We start from the raw sequence: 17969 nt of genomic DNA, 5'->3' as shown, positions 1-17969 counted from the left end.
GACGCGATAGACTAGCGCCCATGCGCAATCTCTATCTCGTCCTTGCCGCACTCGCCTGCATCGCTGCGGTGGTAGCCCGCGCCGCTACGGGAACGCCATGGCTACCGCTAGTTGCCCTCATCGTTGGCGGCGTTTTTCTGGTTTTGGCGCTGCGGAGCAACTTCGAGCCGGCCAAAGAAGCCACCTTCGAGGATTTGGATAAGGAGCAGCGCGCGGAGCTGCAACGCCTGCTGGCTAATGGCCAGTTCGGTGCCGCAGTAGGCCAAGTACGCCTGTGGTTTCGGGGCACTTCCCAGGAGCGCGCCGAAGAGATAGTTAAACAACTCGCATAGCCCTGGATTCCCACACTTTTACCCCAAAGGAATACCCCAGCGCGCGACGCATGCGTGCGGTTTCGGTACAGTGTGGGGCATGACTGAACGTACACTGATTCTCATCAAGCCAGACGGCGTAAAGAACGGCCACGTAGGCGAAATCATCTCCCGCATCGAGCGCAAGGGCCTGAAGCTGGCCGAGCTCGACCTGCGCGTTGCAGACCGCGAGACCGCGGAGAAGCACTACGAGGAGCACAAGGATAAGCCATTCTTCGGTGACCTCGTAGAGTTCATCACCTCCGCACCGCTTATTGCTGGTGTTGTTGAGGGCGAGCGCGCCATCGAGGCATGGCGTCAGCTGGCTGGCGGCACCGACCCAGTCTCCAAGGCCACCCCGGGCACCATCCGCGGCGACTTTGCTCTGACCGTTGGCGAGAACATCGTCCACGGCTCTGACTCCCCAGAGTCCGCAGAGCGCGAAATCGCTATCTGGTTCCCGAACCTTTAAAGCCTTTATAGCGTTTCTTACGCATTTAAGCCCGAGCCACCGGCTCGGGCTTTATTCATAGCGTCACCTGGTCCTCCGTAATTTGGGCAGCGAGCAGGAGCGCAACATGCCTACACTGGTGCGGCTAGGAACTGTTTTCAACAAGACGTGGGGAGGCGCATATGCGCGGCTACGCGGTCGTAGACATTGAGACCACCGGATTTTCCTATAAGCACGGGCACCGCATCGTTGAAATTGGCGTCGTGGAGCTATCGCCGGAAGGAGCAGTGCAGGATTCCTGGGAAACGCTCATTAACCCGCAACGCCATATCGCGGCCACGGAAATTCATGGCATTTCCGCCTCTGATGTTCTAGGCGCGCCCACCTTTGCGCAAGTAGCGGACAAGCTGGCTTATTCTCTCGAAGACCGCATATTCGTTGCTCACAATGCGGGATTCGACCGGACCTTTATTCAGTCCGAGCTGCTGGCTTGTCGCGCCTGTTCTGAAGAGGCGTTGCCGGCGATCGATACGGCCGTATTGGCACGCAGGTATCTTGGTCTTCCCAAGGTGAAGCTGGGGGATTGCTGCGCCCATCTGGGAATTCATAATGAGTTGGCACACTCCGCATTGGCGGATGCGATGGCCACGGCGCAACTATTCCAGCATTTCCTCGCCAATACCCCAGCCGCCCAAGAAAGCTATATGAGTGAGCGCTTGGCTGAGCAACAGCGGTATCGCAGCCTGGCACCCCAGCCGGGCTGGGCGGAGCCGGCACTTCTCAGCCGCGCAGCTGCGGAATCCGCCAAACAAGCGGCACAGGATGGCGGCTGGTTCGCCGGGCTCGTCGCACAACGAGAGGCGCCATCGAATACGGCTGCGGAAGACTATTTCAAGCTTCTCGACGCCGCCTTGCTCGACCGCCGCCTCTCCGCCACCGAGCAAACCCAATTGCTGGCCTTTGCTCAAGCACATGGGCTCGATGAACATGGCCTGCGTGAGCTGCATGAAGCCTATATCACGCTGCTGATTGAAGAAGCCTGGGCTGATGGTGTTGTCACGGCTGAGGAACGCGCTATTTTGGCTTCTGCCGGCCGAGCTTTGGGGATTGCAGCCGCCGATTTAGAGGCAGCTCTGGGCCCCGAAAACGCCCCCTCCGAGGAAAGCCGCCACGCCGCACCCAGCAAAGAATCGCCGCAAACTGCCGCGGGGGCCGGCGAAATGGGTAACTTCGGCACCCTGGGTGGAGTCGTCCTGCAGGCTGGGGAGCGAGTGACCATTACCGGTGCCAAGGCCTACTCGACTGCGGAATGGGAAGAGTATTTTGCCGCTCACGGTGTGGAAATTGGCGGCCTAGCCAAAAAGACCAAAGTGCTCATCGCCGGTGATCCGGACTCACAATCGGGCAAAGCCAAGAAGGCGAAGCAGTACGGCATTCCTATCGTCGCGGAAGACGTCGCCCGCGAGGTCATTCGCTTTGCTGAATAGCCCCAGCATCGTTTTAGTCGAATGAGAGGAGCTGGCGCAGGGCAGTAAAGGCCTGCTTTTGTACTTGGTGGGTAACTGTCCGGCCAGATCGTTGCTTGGTTAAGAGGCCAGATTCTCGGAGCCGAGCGAGGTGATGCGAGACTGTCGGCTGGCTCAGCCCAGAAAGCTTAGTTAATTCCGTAACGCTCATCGGTCCGCAGCCCTCATCGCACAATATGGATAGCAGTCGCAGACGAGCTGGATCGGCAAGGGTTTTAAACTGCTGAGAAAAATGCAGGGAATCGGTCTGGCTGAGTGGGCCTTTGCTGAGCGAGCAACACTGTGCAGCGGGGGCTTTTTCCGTATCGCAGGTGGAAGATTCCATGAGCACAGTATAAAGACCTCGGCGCGAGCACCGTTATATTGACGTCCATCAATATGTGGGGCTAAAGTGCTGCTTTGGTATCTGAATTCTTCACAACCAAAGGAGGGCCATGGCTGCCCCGCAGCGTCCGCGACTGTCATTTCTTGACCGATTCCTCCCCCTGTGGATCATCATGGCAATGGCCGTGGGGCTGCTAATTGGTCACTTTTTGCCGGGCATCGGGGAGACATTGTCGGCCTTGGAGGTCGGCGGTATTTCCCTTCCCATCGCTCTCGGCCTACTAGTCATGATGTACCCGCCCTTGGCTAAAGTTCGCTACGAAAAGACTCGAGACATTGCTGCCGATGGTCGCCTGATGGTGATATCTATCGTGCTGAACTGGGTGGTGGGGCCCGCGTTGATGTTTACCTTGGCGTGGATCTTTTTGGCAGACCAGCCGGAGTTGCGAACCGGCTTAATCATCGTCGGATTGGCGCGCTGCATCGCCATGGTCTTGGTATGGTCCGACCTTTCCTGCGCGGATCGAGAGGCCACCGCCGTTCTTGTCGCCATAAACTCTGTATTCCAGGTAGCCATGTTTGGCGTCATGGGTTGGTTCTACTTGCAAGTTCTACCTGGATGGCTAGGCCTAGACACCACAACTGTTGAATTTTCTTTCTGGTCCATTGTCACTGCGGTTCTTGTGTTCCTAGGAGTACCCCTGCTGCTTGGTGTGCTCTCACGGGTGTGGGGAGAAAAGATCAAAGGACGCGAATGGTTCGAAGACCGTTTTCTCCCGGCAGTCTCGCCTTTGGCGATGATTGGTTTGCTCTACACCATCGTGCTGCTGTTTTCGCTGCAAGGGGAGCAGTTGGTAGCGCAGCCTACTGCGGTGGTTAGAGTGGCGATTCCACTGGTTATTTACTTCGTTGGAATGTTTTTCCTTGCCTTGGGCGTAGCAAAAGCCGGGGGAATGAACTACGCACAGTCTGCTTCCGTGGCTTTTACCGCAGCCGGAAATAACTTCGAGCTAGCTATTGCAGTTTCCATCGGTACATTTGGTGCTGCGTCAGCACAGGCCCTTGCCGGTACCATCGGGCCACTGATTGAAATCCCAGTGCTCGTGGGTCTCGTTTATATAATGCTCTGGATAGGGCCGAAGCTTTTCCCAGGAGACAAAAGCTTGCCACGCTAACGCCGGCCTACTTGATAGAGACACCGCACCCCAGTCGGCGTGATGGTGATGGTCCACTTTGCGGGCGCGGTGCGCAGTCCCATGCGGCTGAGCTTCACCAGGTCCGCCTTTGCTAAAGCATCGAGATGCTCGCAAAGTGGGTCGAGGTCTACCCGCATGAACTTGGAGAGGGCAGTGGAATTAATCGTGTTTCCCTGCACCGCGCCGGTGGCGACGAGGGCGGTGAGGATGTCCGAGTGGGCGTCGGCAAGCTGCAAGCGAGCCTCCGTAACCCCGTCGAGCGGGTCTTTTTCAAGAATCTTGTTAATGCGGCGCCGGCCGATGCGAAAGGACCGGGAAAACATGCCCCATATACCCAGCGGCAAGCCAAAGGCCCACCACGCCCCGGACAGCATCCCGGCAACGGGCGGGGCCAGCTCTACCTCTGGAAGCAGACCGGCCGCGCTCAGTGGAGCCATGACCAGTGGTGCCGCGATGGGGATAAACGGCGCTATATAAGCAATCGTGGGATAGTCACCATCGCGGAATTCCTCTTGCGCAGCGTTGATGCCACGCGGGTAATTGCGGATGAGGTGCACCAACCCCAGCACCGCAAAGATGGCAAAAACAGCGGCTCCCATCAGCATATAATCCACGCCTGTGTTGGCGAAGCCAATGGCAAAGCCGGTCGGCACGCCAAAATAAAGTGCCGAGCGCACCGGGACTTCATTGCGCTGTCGGTACTGCGCGAGTTCGCGCGCGGGGATTCGTGCTAGTTCTGCCACCCCGCCAACATAACACCGCCTGCCAGCTTGCCCGCGGTTCTGTGACACAATGGGGGATAGCGCGTACGAGACGCGGCATAACTTCATATCCCACAAACTTTTTTAGCGCGCACTATGCCTCGTGCGGCGGCGGTACGGTCTCCGGCCGTGCCTGCGCCCGAGGCGGCGCCTCATACAGACGATGTACAGGAGTAAGCCCGAACATGGTGGCACAGAACTCTCAAGAAACAACTGAAAGCCTCAAGGCAGCGGCGTCTTTGGCCCAGAACCTAGACCGCGGCCAGCTCAAGGACAAGACCCGCGTGTATTCCCTAGCCAAGCAGCTGGGGCTTTCCTCGCGCGAGCTGGTGGCACAGCTCAAAGACATGGGCCTGAAAAAGAGCGCGCAGAGCTCCCTTTCCCGCGAGGAAGCAGGCCAGGTGCTGGACGCTGTAGCGAACGCCGCCGCGGTTGCCGACGCCCCCGCGAGCGACACCACCGAAGTGCCGGCTGAAGAGCCCGAGGACAAGGCCGTCGCACAATCGAAAGAGAACGCGGACGAGGAAAAGGAAAAGAAGCCAGCTAAGAAGCGCGCTAAGCGCGCCCGCAAGGCCACCCGTAAGTCCGCTGCCGTAGCGCCTGAAGAGTTGGCAGATGCCGCCGAGTCAGGGGAAGGGGAGCAGTCCGCAGAAGATGAAGAGCACCTGCGCCACCGCGTGCGCAAGAACGTGGACAATGAGATCTCCCAGATCGAGGACAAGGTAGAGGCATCGCTGGCCCAGGCCGCAGCCGAAACTGGCGCAGCCGCCGAGGACGCTGAGCACGCTGAAGCGGCACACCCCGAAGCAGCTGAACCCACGGATGGGGCAGACGAAGCACCGGCTAGTGCCCTCGATACCGGAACGGTTGATGCGGCGAAATTGCACGAGGTGCTGGCCGAGGCCGGCGAGGACTTCGAGGATGACTACTACGCCCCGCACATCGTCCCGCGCGCCGAGTCCGAGGAAGACTCCGGGCACTATGACTTTGCGCCCATCTTCATGGCCCCGCAGCAGGACGAAGCAGTGGCATTCGCACCGGCTGTAGATGCAGAGGAGGAGGACTTCTCCGCCGACGACTCCGCACGCGATGACAATGAGGACGCTGCGGATTCCGCCGACGAAAGCCGCGAGCATTCCGGCTCCGGCCGCGGTTCCGGAAAGTCTGAGGGCCGCCGCCGTGGGCGCCGCGGCGCATCCCGCGGACGCGGCGCGGGTGCGAAGCGTGAAGAGCAGGCACACGAGCCCGAGCACATTGAAGAGCCGAAGGCGATCCGCGGCTCCACGCGCATCGAGGCGCAGAAGCGCCGTCGTGCCGAGCTGCGCGAAAAGGGCCGCACCCGCCAGCACATCGTCTCCCAGGCGGAGTTCCTTGCCCGCCGCGAAGCGGTGGAGCGCACCATGGTGGTGCGCGATAAGGAGCGCGAGGACGGCGCCGGCATTATCACCCAGGTGGGTGTGTTAGAAGATGACCTGTTGGTCGAGCACTTCGTGACCACCGAATCCCAGGCCTCGCTCATTGGCAATATCTACTTGGGCCGCGTCCAAAACGTGCTGCCGTCCATGGAGGCGGCCTTCGTGGATATCGGACAGGGCCGAAATGGCGTGCTTTACGCCGGTGAAATCGACTGGCGGAAGACCAAGCTGCACGGGCGCGCCCGCAAGGTAGAAAACGCCCTGAAGTCTGGTGACCAGGTGCTGGTGCAGGTGGCTAAGGATCCCATCGGTCACAAGGGCGCGCGTTTGACCACCCAGATTTCCCTTGCCGGCCGTTACCTGGTCTACGTACCAGGCGGGCGCAGCGCCGGCATTTCCCGCAAGCTGCCCGCTCCGGAGCGCAAGCGCTTAAAGGATATCCTCGGCCGCGTGGTTCCAGGCGATGGCGGCGCCATCATCCGCACCGCCGCCGAAAACGTCCCAGAAGAGGCAATCGCTACCGACGTCAACCGCCTGCACAGCCGGTGGGAGGACATCGTGGCACACGCTAAGAAGGAGAAATCCTCCAAGGGTGCCAAGCCGGTGACCATGTATGAAGAACCAAACATGCTCATCAAGGTGGTGCGCGATCTCTTCAACGAGGACTTCACCGAGCTCATCGTCGATGGCAAGCGTTCCTTCAATACCGTCCGCGCCTATGTAGATTCCATGGCGCCGGACCTTGCGGACCGCGTGGTGCGCTACCGCGCCAAGGACCACGGCGGGCAGGATGCCTTCGAGGCTTACCGCATTGATGAGCAGCTGCATAAGGCGCTCTCCCGCAAGGTATGGCTGCCCTCGGGCGGCACGCTGGTTATTGACCGCACCGAGGCCATGACCGTCATCGACGTCAATACCGGCAAGTTCACCGGTTCCGGCGGCAACCTGGAAGAAACCGTTACCCGCAATAACCTCGAGGCGGCCGAAGAAATCGTGCGCCAGATGCGCCTGCGCGATCTCGGCGGCATGATCGTCGTGGACTTTATCGATATGGTCCTGCCAGAAAACCAGGATCTGGTGCTGCGCCGCCTGAAGGAAGCCTTGGGCCGCGATCGCACTCGCCACCAAGTCTCCGAGGTTACGTCGCTGGGTCTGGTGCAGATGACCCGCAAGCGCCTGGGCACCGGCCTGGTGGAGACCTTCTCCACCGAGTGCGAGTGCTGCAACGGCCGTGGCATCATCATTCACCAGTATCCGGTGGACGAGGCCGAGGACGATCAGCGCTCCAAGCATTCTGGCCGAAAGTCCAAGGGGCACAAGAAGCACCACCATGATCCGCAGCAGCACCCGGCTGCGGTGGCGATGCATAAGCACGAGCTTGACGACGCCCCCGAAAGCTCCTCCAAACCCAAGCGCTTCAAGAAAACCCAGGCGCCGGTCTACGGTACCGAGAGCGAAGAGGCCGCACGGGAATCTGCCAAGACGTCGTTAGAAGACCTCGTAGCAAACGTCGTTGTGGACGAGCGCGGTCCGGCTCAGTCCCACGCTGGATCGGAAGAGCAGAGTGGAGACCACGACCGCAACAAGGATCGCGGACGTGGACGCGGTCGCCGCCGCGCGCGCAAGCGCACTCAGACTGAGGTATCCGATATCGAGGCTATCGCGTACGCCGCGGCGGATAATGCTGCCGAGAGCGATGAGGTGCAGGAATTTAATTCCTACGTCCCCGATGCCGATACGGACGCGGACTCGGGCGCCGTTGCTCAGGCACACCCTGGTGCTGGGGCCGGCTCCAAGCGTGGCAAGAAGCCGCGCCGGGCGACGCGCCGGTCTAAGGCCACGCACACGGCTGCAGGCGGCGAGCAGAAGGCACCGGAAAAGGAAGTTGCTCCGGAGAAAGCAACTGGAAAGACCTATGCCGAGGCAGTAGCCGAGTTTGAGGCTTCCCCGCGCCGTAAGCGCCGCACCCGCGGCAATTCGCGCTCCGATAGGCGCCCGCAGCCGCAGGATTTCGCGGTCTCTGGTGAGCAGGACTCTGCCGACGCCGACGGTAATGCCAGCGGGGCTAAAGACCAGCACGGACAGAAGACCTCGCGCGAAGAGCGCAAGGGACGCGGGCGTGGCCGCCGTCGTTCGGTGCGCACCCAGCAGGCCAAGCGCCGGAGCACCTCGCGCGTGCCGCACGAGGTCAAGGAAAAGGCGCAGGAGCACGAACACAAGCAGGCGGGCGGGTCCGCCGAGCAGCGTCATGAAAAGGCCGCTGGCGCCGCACGCGCGGAGCGCGCCGGTGGCAAGGGCCGTGGGCGTCGCCGTGCCGTGCGCCAGGCCGCTCCTAAAAAGGCGGTAGCAGAGAATCCGAAGGTAGCGAAGACCGCCCCGGGCCGTTCGACGCAGGAGGATGGTTCGCCGGAGCGTTCTGGTGCTGGCCAGCAGGCGACCACGGGCGAGACCATGGTGCTGCGCCGTGGAAAGAAGAGGGCGGTGCGCAAGAAGGGGACGTCGGCAAGCGCCAAGGCCCCAAAGGCGCAGGATAACGCCGCTCAAAAGCAGGCTGCAGGAAGCGGTGCACCCCAGGAAAATGCGCGCGCTAAGTCTGGGCGTGGCCGACGCCGCGTAGCACGGCGAAGCACGTCTTAGGGCTACGCCACGCGGGCACAAAAAGCGTGGTTTGTATTTTGTGCCCGCTACGGGGTAGTCTTTGACAGTCGCTGTTTAGTACTCACGGCGCTGGATCAGTCCGACACTCACTTAGTGAGCTGTGCGGGCATGTTCGCGCGGGAACTAAACGCAATGTGTAAGTGTCCATTCGGAACGCGGCCTCCCCGGTTGCTTCCGAGCGAGTTTAGATAAGGGGTAACCCTCTATGTACGCGATCGTCAAGACCGGCGGCAAGCAGTACAAGGTTGCTGAAGGTGACCTCGTCAAGGTCGAGAAGATCGAGGGTGAGCCAGGCTCTGCCGTAGCTCTCACCCCGGTTCTGCTCGTCGATGGCGCCGATGTTAAGTCCAAGGCTTCCGACTTGGAGAAGGTTTCTGTCTCCGCAGAAATCGTTGAGCAGGGTAAGGGCCCGAAGGTCGATATCCTGAAGTACAAGAACAAGACTGGTTACAAGAAGCGTCAGGGCCACCGTCAGCCTGTGACCACCTTGAAGATCACCGGTATCAAGTAAGCCTTAACCGGCTGTAATTATCCCTAAAGGAGGGAAAACCACATGGCACACAAGAAGGGTGCTTCCAGCTCCAGCAACGGTCGCGATTCCGAGTCCAAGCGTCTCGGCGTCAAGCGCTTCGGTGGTCAGCAGGTTAATGCCGGCGAGATCATCGTGCGTCAGCGCGGCACCAAGTTCCACCCAGGTGAGAACGTAGGTCGCGGCGGCGACGATACCCTGTTCGCGCTTGCAGCTGGCTCCGTTGAGTTCGGTATCAAGCGTGGCCGTCGCATGGTCAACATTGTTCCGGCTGAAGAGGTTGCTGCAGAGGCGACTGCTTAACTAAAGTCGACTAAGAATAGATCCCCGAACAAGCTCTTACTTAAAATGGGAGTGGTTCGGGGATATTTTCGTTTTACAAGCGATCTTGGTTCTGGTGCTGCGGAACCACAGACCGCTCCCTTCTCACGTCGGCTTTGGGGGAGGGCAAATAAACTGCCTTACCGATGTAGAGCTTTAGGAATCTGGTAGGCGTCACCTAGGTGACACTGTGCCGCATATGCGAATAACAATGAATGCGGTGGTTTCGGGGTAATTGAGCTATTGGAATAGCGATGGCGTAATGTCGCTCAGAACGCTTCAAGTTTTGCTTCTCAAGAACCGACTTGCATGCAGAGCCGTTCCTCCAACTCGCCAGTGATGGAGCACTTGAAGGAATAGATTCTATGGGGAAATAAAATCCTTGATTTTAGCTTGACGGGAACCCAATAAGTTCTTCATTTATCCTTGTCACACGGTTGGAAAGGTCTAATTTACCGAGTAACATACTTGAGGAATAGCGCTGAGATTGTGCGTTTATGCGGTAAACGGATCATATAGTTTTCGGCGGTTTTGTAACCGGAAGGATTACGCAAATATGGCTTTTTCTGCCAATAGCCAGCATCGTTTCCATAGTCCGCTCACCGTGCGGTTGATGGCCTGTGTAACGATCCTTTTAGTCGGGTTCACGCTCCTTGTAGTGCCTCACAATGAGCCTCAGGCTGAGGCCGCTACTACCTCGACGACCACTGGCTCGCCATTTGGGGACTGCGCCTTCCGTAAGGGAACCGGCGTAACCGAGCCATGGGCGAGCCAAATTTGTTGGTTGGATGTTAGCAACATGACCACGCCTGGTCACAAGACCAGAAAGATTGGCGACTACACCATTGAATTTGATCTCTCGATTGCTGCTAAAGACTCGGCGACCAACTATACTGCGGAACCCAATCCTTCGTGGAACCTAGCCGTCTTTGGCAAGCCTGGCTTCTTTGAAAAAGGAAGTGAAGATCTCAAGGACGTCCTGCAAATGACGGGCGGCAACAATAGCTTCACTAGGTTCACGTTGGATAACATAGTGGTCAAACGAGGGGACAACTCTTCTCCCGTGTCGAATTATCGGTTCGCAGTCGCCGATGCGGAATCAACCGGTGCGGGCGGTCCCGGTGAAATGATCAGCGTGGACGGAGGACAAGTAAGCGCACCCACCGAGCTCAAATCAGGAACCGGTGAGAAACGTGCCTGTGAACTCAAGTTTGGTGCGGGTACTGAACCAATAGAGAAGGAGTGGGGCTCAGCCGCCGATGGAAGGAGCCGCGGTTTTGTCTGCCATTCAAAGCAAACCGGCAGTCACGCTTCCTGGATCGTTGGAGTGGATAAACCGCAAAAAATGGAAATCAGCATGGGCTCTTTTCGCAACGGTACCCAAGCCGTCGCCATGGGCGTGGCATTGAGCCGAATCAATTTCGGTTCCGCCAAGGATTTCGCCCAAGTAGAATCCACGACCGAGGAAAAGCTGAGCGGTCAAACCCGAACTGCTAGCTATACTCCGTTCCTACGTGACGGGAATGCGGATACCGATTTGCCGGCACCAGAAAATGGTTATACCACTGCGATGCGCAGGTTGGACACGACGGGTACTGCGCAGGACCGGCTTGGCTTTCGGTCGCAGACTAATCCAAAGGACAAGGCATTCGATCGGTATGACCCCGTATGGACCTGTACGCTTAAATCCTCCGAGGGAGCTAGCGAGACCAAGGTAATTAAAGGGGGTAGCGTTCCTGATGGGTACTCTCTTGAAAAAGATACCGCGAGTGGAACGTCTCGGCTGCTATTGCCTTCAAGCGAAACTAGACAACCTAATTGTAGCGTTGTATGGAAGTCAAAATTTAAGCCCGCTTCTTTGACCCTGGGCAAGAACGTAGAAGGTTCAGCTGCGAACTTTAGTGACGTGCAGCTACAAAAATTTACGTTGCATTATAAGTGCACCGCGCCTGCTGGGTTCACGACTGCATACCCAGACATCAAGCTGGAAGATGACGTACAGCTCGAGCGTGGTACAAACACCGTAATCGATCGATTGCCTCAGGGCGCTAGTTGTACTGTAACTGAGAAGTTGACGGATGGTGGTCAACCCGGTGCAGGGATCGATTTCAGTCTGTCTTGGAATGGGCAACAGGCCTCAGGAAATATTAATAGCCCCGTTAAGGTCGATCTTAGCCCCGCAGCAGGAGACACCAGTGGTGTTGTTGCGGGTTCAGCCAAAGCTTTAAATAACTATGACTATCAAAAAGCTTCGCTGAAACTGAGCAAGCACATTTTGGGAAAGCCTGTCAGCGACGGGAAGGTAGGGGGAACCTACCGATTCGGCGTGCGGTGTGAGGGCACCAATTTGGGGCAGCGAGAAGTCTCCTTTGATCTGACTAAATCTAACCCCACCAACGCCGTGACGATTCCGGATCTTCCAGTGGGGCGCGACTGCGTCTTAACCCCGTTGACTGACCTTACTGAGCAGCAACGCCAAACGATCAAACTGGATAAGCGCGACGGTTCCCTTAACGGCCAGCACCTTGATCCTGATGGAAACAATGGCTTTCACTTCACCTTGGATAAGCAAGGCGAAACAAAGGAACTACACTTCGAAACCAGCTATTCCTATTTAACTTCGCCTCTAGTTATCCGCAAAGAGATAACAGGTTTGGCCGCGGGTAACGACGAGCTAAAGGCATTAAATTTTGATATTAATTATCGTTGCTCTTCTGAGGGACAAACCGTAAGTGAGGGTAGAACTACAATCACCGCGGCGGACGGCGAAAAGAGCGTCGGCGAAGTACGAATCGGTGCAGATTGTTTAGTCTGGGAAAATGAACCAGGAGATACCACCACTACGCACTTTCAAGGTGCTAAGGTTCGCGCCTCGGATGCTAGCGACAAGGTAACGGAACTGGATAATTCCGACGCAAAATCTCAAAAAATAACCACTATTCGCAAGGCTTCTGGCACAGACCGCAACCTTGTGACGGTTTCAAACATCTACGATCCAAAACTGGGAACCGTCGACCTGCATAAGGTTGTAGATTCACAAGTCGAGGGTGTGCTACCCGATTCCTATATTTTCACGTATCGATGTGGAACCCGAAACATTGCGGGAGATAACGGTAAGGTTCTGCCTGTTGAGCTAAGCGGTAAAGTAGTCGTGCCAGGTGATGGAACGATGCGGTTGGTATCTGATGATCCCGACCTTGCCTCGAAGCTAAATAGCCAAGATGGAAAGTTGGGTGTTCCCTATGGCAATGACTGCACCTTCACTGAAGAGACACCAAATGTTGCTGGTGGAATTATTTTCAGCACAGATGTTGATAGCGCAAAGACAACGGTCAACGCCGAGAACAATACCGCAACGGTAACCAATACATTCACTCCTGCCGGAAAAGGCCTTACGGTTTCCTTGCGTACAGGCGGGCGGAGTACTCTTGCACCTGAATCGTTGTCGTATTCATTGCGGTGTGACAATGGCTATACCACCAATTTTGACCTTAAATCCGGCGATCAGGTAGTTATTCCTGCCCAGAAAATCCCGAAGGGTACTAATTGCTCCCTAAAAGAGTCTGGAGACTCAAAGAAGCGGACCTCTGAAAGCGGCAACGAATATCCAATTCGCAATGATTCAGAATACTTGTACGCTGCGGACGATACTGAAGGCAACGATATTGGCGATGGGGCACAGTTCACTATTGGTGACCAATCAACCATGGACGTGCATCATCACTATGACTTCATTCAATCTTCGGTTGAGGACTCCAAGCAGGTGGAGTTTAATGACCCTGATTCCTTGATTTCTGATGCACGCCGCAAGATTAAGTCGGAGCGTATCTTCCCTGTCGAACTGAAATGTACTAACCCAGATGGTTCCGCAGGCATTGACGTGACAACGACCGTTCAACAAGGACGGCCAAGCGAACCTATCCAGGTCAACGTGGGCTCTGACTGTACTGCCTCCGAGGGAGACACAACCACAGCGGTGGGCATCACCCTGAACAAGTCGATTAATGTCAACGGAACCCCTACCGAGGGAGGAAGGGCGAAGTTTACCGTAGGCAATTCCGACAGTGTCAACGTAACTTTCGTAAATACCTATTCCCGTCGAACCACGTATATTGAGCTCAGCAAACAGGCAGTTTTGCCGAGCGAAAGCATTCGTGATCAGTACAAGAATGCCAATAAGGATCTGCAGGATGCGCTTTATGATCACCATTTTGATCTAGTCTGCCGTGATCCGGAAACGGGAGACGAGGCAGTACTACAGAGCCAAAGCGGATCCATTAAGGGCGAAGGCAAGACTACCTTTACCGGTGTCCCGGTGGGTGCGGATTGCCAGATTACTGGTGACCACTTTGGCTCCCTAAAACTGACCATGAACGATGGCAGCGATGACCTAAATGCGTACTTACGGCCCGCGTATGTTGACTGGGTGGTGGATAGGCAAGGTGGAAACGCTTACCCAGATCAGAAGCTGGATAATGAAAAGACAACCTCGCCAGAGTTCCTTACCGTGGATGAACCGAATGACAATAAGATTCGTCTCGACAACCACTATGAGTACGAAACCTCAAAGGTAAAGATCCGTAAGGATCTAGTGGGTAAAGATGGCAACCTAAAGGAAATTCCGGGGAATTATCCTTTCAATTTCACTATGCAGTGCAAGGCCATTGGCTACCAGACAAATAATGTTGGCGAGACCTCTTTTATTCCAGAGAAGCTGCGTCCGCAGTCGAGCTATATCTTGCCGTCGACGTTGAAGAAATCGGAATTTAACGCCACAAGTTCAAACGGTGATGAGTCCATCTTGTCCTTAGCTTCGGACGAAGCTATCGTCCCTGCTGGTTCTTACTGCAGGTTCGCTGAAGAAGAGAGCTCTAGCACTCCGCAGACTTTGCGGATTACACCAGACGAGCGAACCGTGACTGCGTATGCGCCAGCCCCAGACGCAAGTGACGCTCAGGACCTGCATTTTGTAAATCGCGTTGAGCGACGGACTGCTCCTGTGAAACTAGTCTTGAGTAACTTTGGTTACCTGGTGGGCGCTGATTCCCAAGGATATGAAGCTAAAGTCGTGTGCAAGGCCCCCGCTGACTCGGCGGCCTCTCTACAATTCCCACTAGCTTCTGTTGCTGCTACAGAGCTTTCCCAATCGGACCAAGCCCCAGCAAATGGCCAAACTATGGATCTGCCAGTGGGTGTTGACTGTGAACTGGAGCTCAGCGGTCCAGCACTACAGCCCCGCGGCGAACTTGAGGTGACGAACGGCCAACGAACCCCGTTGACTCAGTACACCAAATGGTCACAAGGCGAGCGTGATGGTGCACGAGGATTGCTTTCGGATATTCCTACCGAAGACGTATCTGCCGAAAAAAAGAACCTCAAGTACTCTTTCGCTACGGCTGGAAATCTTCCTTCGGATAGGACGGAGCTAGTAATCGGTGCGGATATTTACCACCCTAGGGCTCATTATGATGCCACCTTTGCCAAGACTGCAGATGGGGCAGTTGGCAAGGATGCTACTTTCGGGTTCGAGCACTCGTGTAGCGATCCAGCGTTGAGCGATTCTTCGCAGAGCAATGCGTTCACGCTTAAGGCAGGACAAAGTTATACGATTAAAAACATTCCGGTGAACAGTCCTTGCACCGTTAATGAAGTAGATGACGGTGTGAAGAACAATGACTCGATTTTCCGTATTTCTCAGCATGGCGATTTGGTAGAAGCAGATACTGAACACTCTGCGGCTATCCCTAGCACCCCCAAGGAAAATGGTTCTGAGCCGATTCGACCGGTATCGTTCACGGTTCGGCCGGTGACAGACGGGAAAGATACCTCCCGTTCTGGTGACCGTTGGACGCTGACCGCCGATAACAAATTCGCGGGTATAAGCGTCACGAAGTCGATTGAGGGCACGCCTTTGGGTAACCTAACCGGCGATCTCTTTGGAACCACCTTGTTGCCTGCAAAAGCCGAGAAGATGCGTATGTCTTATGAGGTAGCCAATGATGGCGCGTATGATCTGTCCGACTTCCGGATCGAAGATGCTTCTCTTGCCGGACTAACCTTGGTTAAGGACGGCACATCGGTACAAGTAGGTGAAGATGGAGTCGTTCCGTCGAGCGTATGTGCACCGCCACAGTCCCTGGCTAAGGGAGAATCTTTCGCTTGCTCCTTCGACGTTGTAATCCCAGGAGATAAGGACGAGACCTATCGCTATCCGGATTCAGGCCAGCCTGAAGTAAAGGTGACCGCGCAGGCCTCTGAGGGCGGGCACCAGTTCACTACCTCCGCTAGTGATTCTCACGGAGCGCTTCGACCTTCTGGGCTCATCGGAGGTCTATTGCCAGAAACCGGAATGCAGACCTTGGTGTGGGTACTGGTACTTGGGTTGATCCTCTTAGGCTTCGGCTTGTGGCGCTATCTGCGTCGTCCAGATGAAGATGACGAAGAAGATTGTCCAACCGGTCAAGATTAAAGCGCCGCGCACTGTTTCTGCTCCTTGAAATAAAGGGGCGGGAACAGTGGGGCAGTGTCCTCAAAGAATGCGCAGCGCTTTCAGGTCTATGAACGGCTGGAGCGCGTGTTTTATGGCCGCGAGATTTCGCGGCGATTAGGGCCGAATTTCGGTTAAAGCAGTCCTATTAAAGGAGGACTAGTTTGCAAGAAAACTAAAATATGACCCAAAACTTTGCCTGCGGAAGGAGCTTCGCAATAAGTATCTCCATGGGTGAAAACGCCCGTGCGAGGATCTGGAATCAGTATTCGTTAGATACTATTTTGCGATGCTTAGATTTAATGGTTCTTCCGCTTGTGCTGGGGTTATGTAGTCACATATACTCTGTTCAGAATTTCCTTCACTCAACTCTGTCGGCTCATTTGGAAAAGTCGAAATGGGTATTAACGAGAGGACAACCCTTATATGTCTCGTATTGTTTCCAAGACTTTCGCTATTGCACTCGCCGCCGGATTGGCCGCTGCTAGCCCTGCGGCATTTGCTGCGCCTGGCGACACCACAACCGCTGCCGCTCCTTCTGCTTCGGCCCGCCAAACCATTGATGCCAAAGCAACGGGTTCCCTTACGATTGACAAGCGTAGTGGTGAAGTAGGCTCCGAGAACAAACTCGAGGGCATGAAGTTCAAGATCGAGAAAGTTCAAATGGACAATACTCTCGACACCGCTGCAGGCTGGAAGGAAGCCGGAGATAAAGTCGCTGCAGGTCCCGACGCCGCAACGATTGACTCTGGTTTTGAGGCTAAAGAGCTGACCACCGATGCAAGCGGCACTGCCAAGTTTGATGGTCTTCCAGTAGGCCTGTACAAGGTTACTGAGCTTCCAGTGCAAGGCTCCAAGTACACTGTTGGTTCGCCGTTCCTGGTCACTATTCCTATGACCCAAGAAGACGGGTCTATTAACTACAATCCGACTGTATCGCCAAAGAACCAGCTCATTCAGCCAAAGAAGACTTCCACTAATAACAATGCCAACGTCGGAGATAATATTGGCTACACCATCACCGCACCGGTTCCCGCTGGCGACGTCGATAAGAGTGGTGCGCGTACCCTGCCAAAGCTGCAGGTGACGGATGATCTGTCCGAATACCTTGATTATGCAAGCACTCCAGACCAAGTTTCCGTTGCAGCCAAGGGCGTCGATCTTGTTCGTGGCGAAGACTACACCGTACAGATTTCTGGTAAGAACCTGACCGTCGATTTCACGGATTCGGGACTTCAAAAACTGGCGCAGGCGCGAGCTGATCACCCAGATTTGGCAGTGGAAATTAAGTTCGATGCAAAAGTTGTGAAGATTCCGGCCAACGGTCAGATCACCAACACCGCTGTTGAACATATCAACGGAAATGACATCAACACCTCGCCGACAGATAAAACAGACGGTCCGACGGTCACCCACTACAACGATGTTTCCATTACTAAGAACCTGAATGGTAATCCCACCGAGGACGATAAAAATGGTGAGGGTGCTGAATTCCAGGTCTTTGAATGTACCGAACAAAGTGGAAAGTGGACGGTAGCTGATGGTGCTGCCCCGATTAAGGGTGCCAACGCTGAAGGTACAGCTGCTGCGGACGCCACCCTTAAGGCTGTAGGTGCCGATAAGACCAAGGCAGCGGTAGCAGACGGCTACTTCCTGCAATTTGATCCGGAGAAGGATTACTGTGCGGTTGAGACTAAGGCACCGGCAGGCTATTTGGTAAACCCAGACCCACAGCACCTGACGGCTTCGCAGGACAAACGTGATGAGCGTGTCATCTTTACCGCCACTGTGGATGACGTGAAGGATAATATCTGGGGCAAGCTCCCGGCCACCGGTATGCGCACTATGTTGATTATCTTGGGCCTTGGCGCCCTGCTGTTCATCGGTGGTGCTGCTTATCAGCTGAAGCGTCGTAACGCTTAGCCTGCGATTATTGCCTATTCCGGCGCGG

Annotated in this window: 11 protein-coding genes; 9 read left to right on the top strand and 2 right to left on the bottom strand. The window is 55.9% G+C overall.

What is annotated here, in order from left to right; all coding sequences use genetic code 11:
• The first annotated feature begins 20 nt into the window (after positions 1 to 20).
• The 3 genes from QP965_RS04420 (at position 21) to QP965_RS04410 (ending at position 2288) form a co-directional block, all read left to right on the top strand.
• Positions 21 to 332 carry a hypothetical protein gene (locus QP965_RS04420; RefSeq protein WP_284844206.1) on the top strand — a complete coding sequence of 104 codons (312 nt, stop codon included), beginning with the start codon at positions 21 to 23 and terminating at the stop codon, positions 330 to 332.
• 79 nt (positions 333 to 411) lie between these two features.
• Complete coding sequence (ndk, locus tag QP965_RS04415) at positions 412 to 822, top strand: nucleoside-diphosphate kinase (RefSeq protein ID WP_005324068.1); 411 nt, start codon at positions 412 to 414, stop codon at positions 820 to 822.
• 161 nt (positions 823 to 983) lie between these two features.
• On the top strand, positions 984 to 2288 hold the full coding sequence (locus QP965_RS04410; RefSeq protein ID WP_284844207.1) for an exonuclease domain-containing protein: 1305 nt from the start codon (positions 984 to 986) through the stop codon (positions 2286 to 2288).
• A 13-nt stretch (positions 2289 to 2301) separates the two neighbouring features.
• Here the strand turns inward: QP965_RS04410 and QP965_RS04405 are convergent, their stop codons facing one another.
• A complete protein-coding gene (locus QP965_RS04405; protein ID WP_284844208.1) occupies positions 2302 to 2652 on the bottom strand; it encodes a metalloregulator ArsR/SmtB family transcription factor in 351 nt (116 codons plus the stop codon).
• Positions 2653 to 2761: 109 nt separating this feature from the next.
• Here QP965_RS04405 and arsB point away from each other — a divergent pair, with 109 nt between their 5' ends.
• Positions 2762 to 3826: an ACR3 family arsenite efflux transporter gene (gene arsB / locus QP965_RS04400; protein ID WP_284844209.1), complete on the top strand. Its 1065-nt coding sequence runs from the start codon at positions 2762 to 2764 to the stop codon at positions 3824 to 3826.
• On the opposite strand, the gene QP965_RS04395 is transcribed toward arsB, so the two are convergent.
• A complete protein-coding gene (locus tag QP965_RS04395) occupies positions 3823 to 4590 on the bottom strand; it encodes a hypothetical protein (RefSeq protein ID WP_284844210.1) in 768 nt (255 codons plus the stop codon). The genes arsB and QP965_RS04395 overlap by 4 nt on opposite strands.
• Before the next feature lie 203 nt (positions 4591 to 4793).
• Here QP965_RS04395 and QP965_RS04390 point away from each other — a divergent pair, with 203 nt between their 5' ends.
• The 5 genes from QP965_RS04390 (at position 4794) to QP965_RS04370 (ending at position 17941) form a co-directional block, all read left to right on the top strand.
• A complete protein-coding gene (locus tag QP965_RS04390) occupies positions 4794 to 8660 on the top strand; it encodes a translation initiation factor IF-2 N-terminal domain-containing protein (protein WP_284844211.1) in 3867 nt (1288 codons plus the stop codon).
• 226 nt (positions 8661 to 8886) lie between these two features.
• Complete coding sequence (rplU, locus tag QP965_RS04385) at positions 8887 to 9192, top strand: 50S ribosomal protein L21 (RefSeq protein ID WP_005324077.1); 306 nt, start codon at positions 8887 to 8889, stop codon at positions 9190 to 9192.
• 42 nt (positions 9193 to 9234) lie between these two features.
• A complete protein-coding gene (gene rpmA / locus QP965_RS04380) occupies positions 9235 to 9513 on the top strand; it encodes a 50S ribosomal protein L27 (protein WP_005324079.1) in 279 nt (92 codons plus the stop codon).
• Positions 9514 to 10087: 574 nt separating this feature from the next.
• Entirely contained in the window at positions 10088 to 16000 is a 5913-nt protein-coding gene (locus QP965_RS04375; protein WP_284844212.1) for a DUF5979 domain-containing protein, read from the top strand.
• 444 nt (positions 16001 to 16444) lie between these two features.
• Entirely contained in the window at positions 16445 to 17941 is a 1497-nt protein-coding gene (locus QP965_RS04370) for a SpaH/EbpB family LPXTG-anchored major pilin (protein ID WP_284844213.1), read from the top strand.
• Positions 17942 to 17969: the final 28 nt, after the last annotated feature.

This window comes from Corynebacterium sp. MSK074, assembly GCF_030229735.1.
Taxonomy (GTDB): Bacteria; Actinomycetota; Actinomycetes; order Mycobacteriales; family Mycobacteriaceae; genus Corynebacterium.
The sequence above is the reverse complement of the archived record's forward strand: the minus strand, read 5'-3'. Positions and strand labels throughout refer to the sequence as shown.

Bases quoted from the DNA above. Each gene is read 5' to 3' on its own strand.
- QP965_RS04420 (WP_284844206.1), top strand. From the start codon at position 21: ATGCGCAATCTCTATCTCGTCCTTGCCGCACTCGCCTGCATCGCTGCG.
- ndk (WP_005324068.1), top strand. From the start codon at position 412: ATGACTGAACGTACACTGATTCTCATCAAGCCAGACGGCGTAAAGAAC.
- QP965_RS04410 (WP_284844207.1), top strand. From the start codon at position 984: ATGCGCGGCTACGCGGTCGTAGACATTGAGACCACCGGATTTTCCTAT.
- QP965_RS04405 (WP_284844208.1), bottom strand. From the start codon at position 2,652: ATGGAATCTTCCACCTGCGATACGGAAAAAGCCCCCGCTGCACAGTGT.
- arsB (WP_284844209.1), top strand. From the start codon at position 2,762: ATGGCTGCCCCGCAGCGTCCGCGACTGTCATTTCTTGACCGATTCCTC.
- QP965_RS04390 (WP_284844211.1), top strand. From the start codon at position 4,794: ATGGTGGCACAGAACTCTCAAGAAACAACTGAAAGCCTCAAGGCAGCG.
- rplU (WP_005324077.1), top strand. From the start codon at position 8,887: ATGTACGCGATCGTCAAGACCGGCGGCAAGCAGTACAAGGTTGCTGAA.
- rpmA (WP_005324079.1), top strand. From the start codon at position 9,235: ATGGCACACAAGAAGGGTGCTTCCAGCTCCAGCAACGGTCGCGATTCC.
- QP965_RS04375 (WP_284844212.1), top strand. From the start codon at position 10,088: ATGGCTTTTTCTGCCAATAGCCAGCATCGTTTCCATAGTCCGCTCACC.
- QP965_RS04370 (WP_284844213.1), top strand. From the start codon at position 16,445: ATGTCTCGTATTGTTTCCAAGACTTTCGCTATTGCACTCGCCGCCGGA.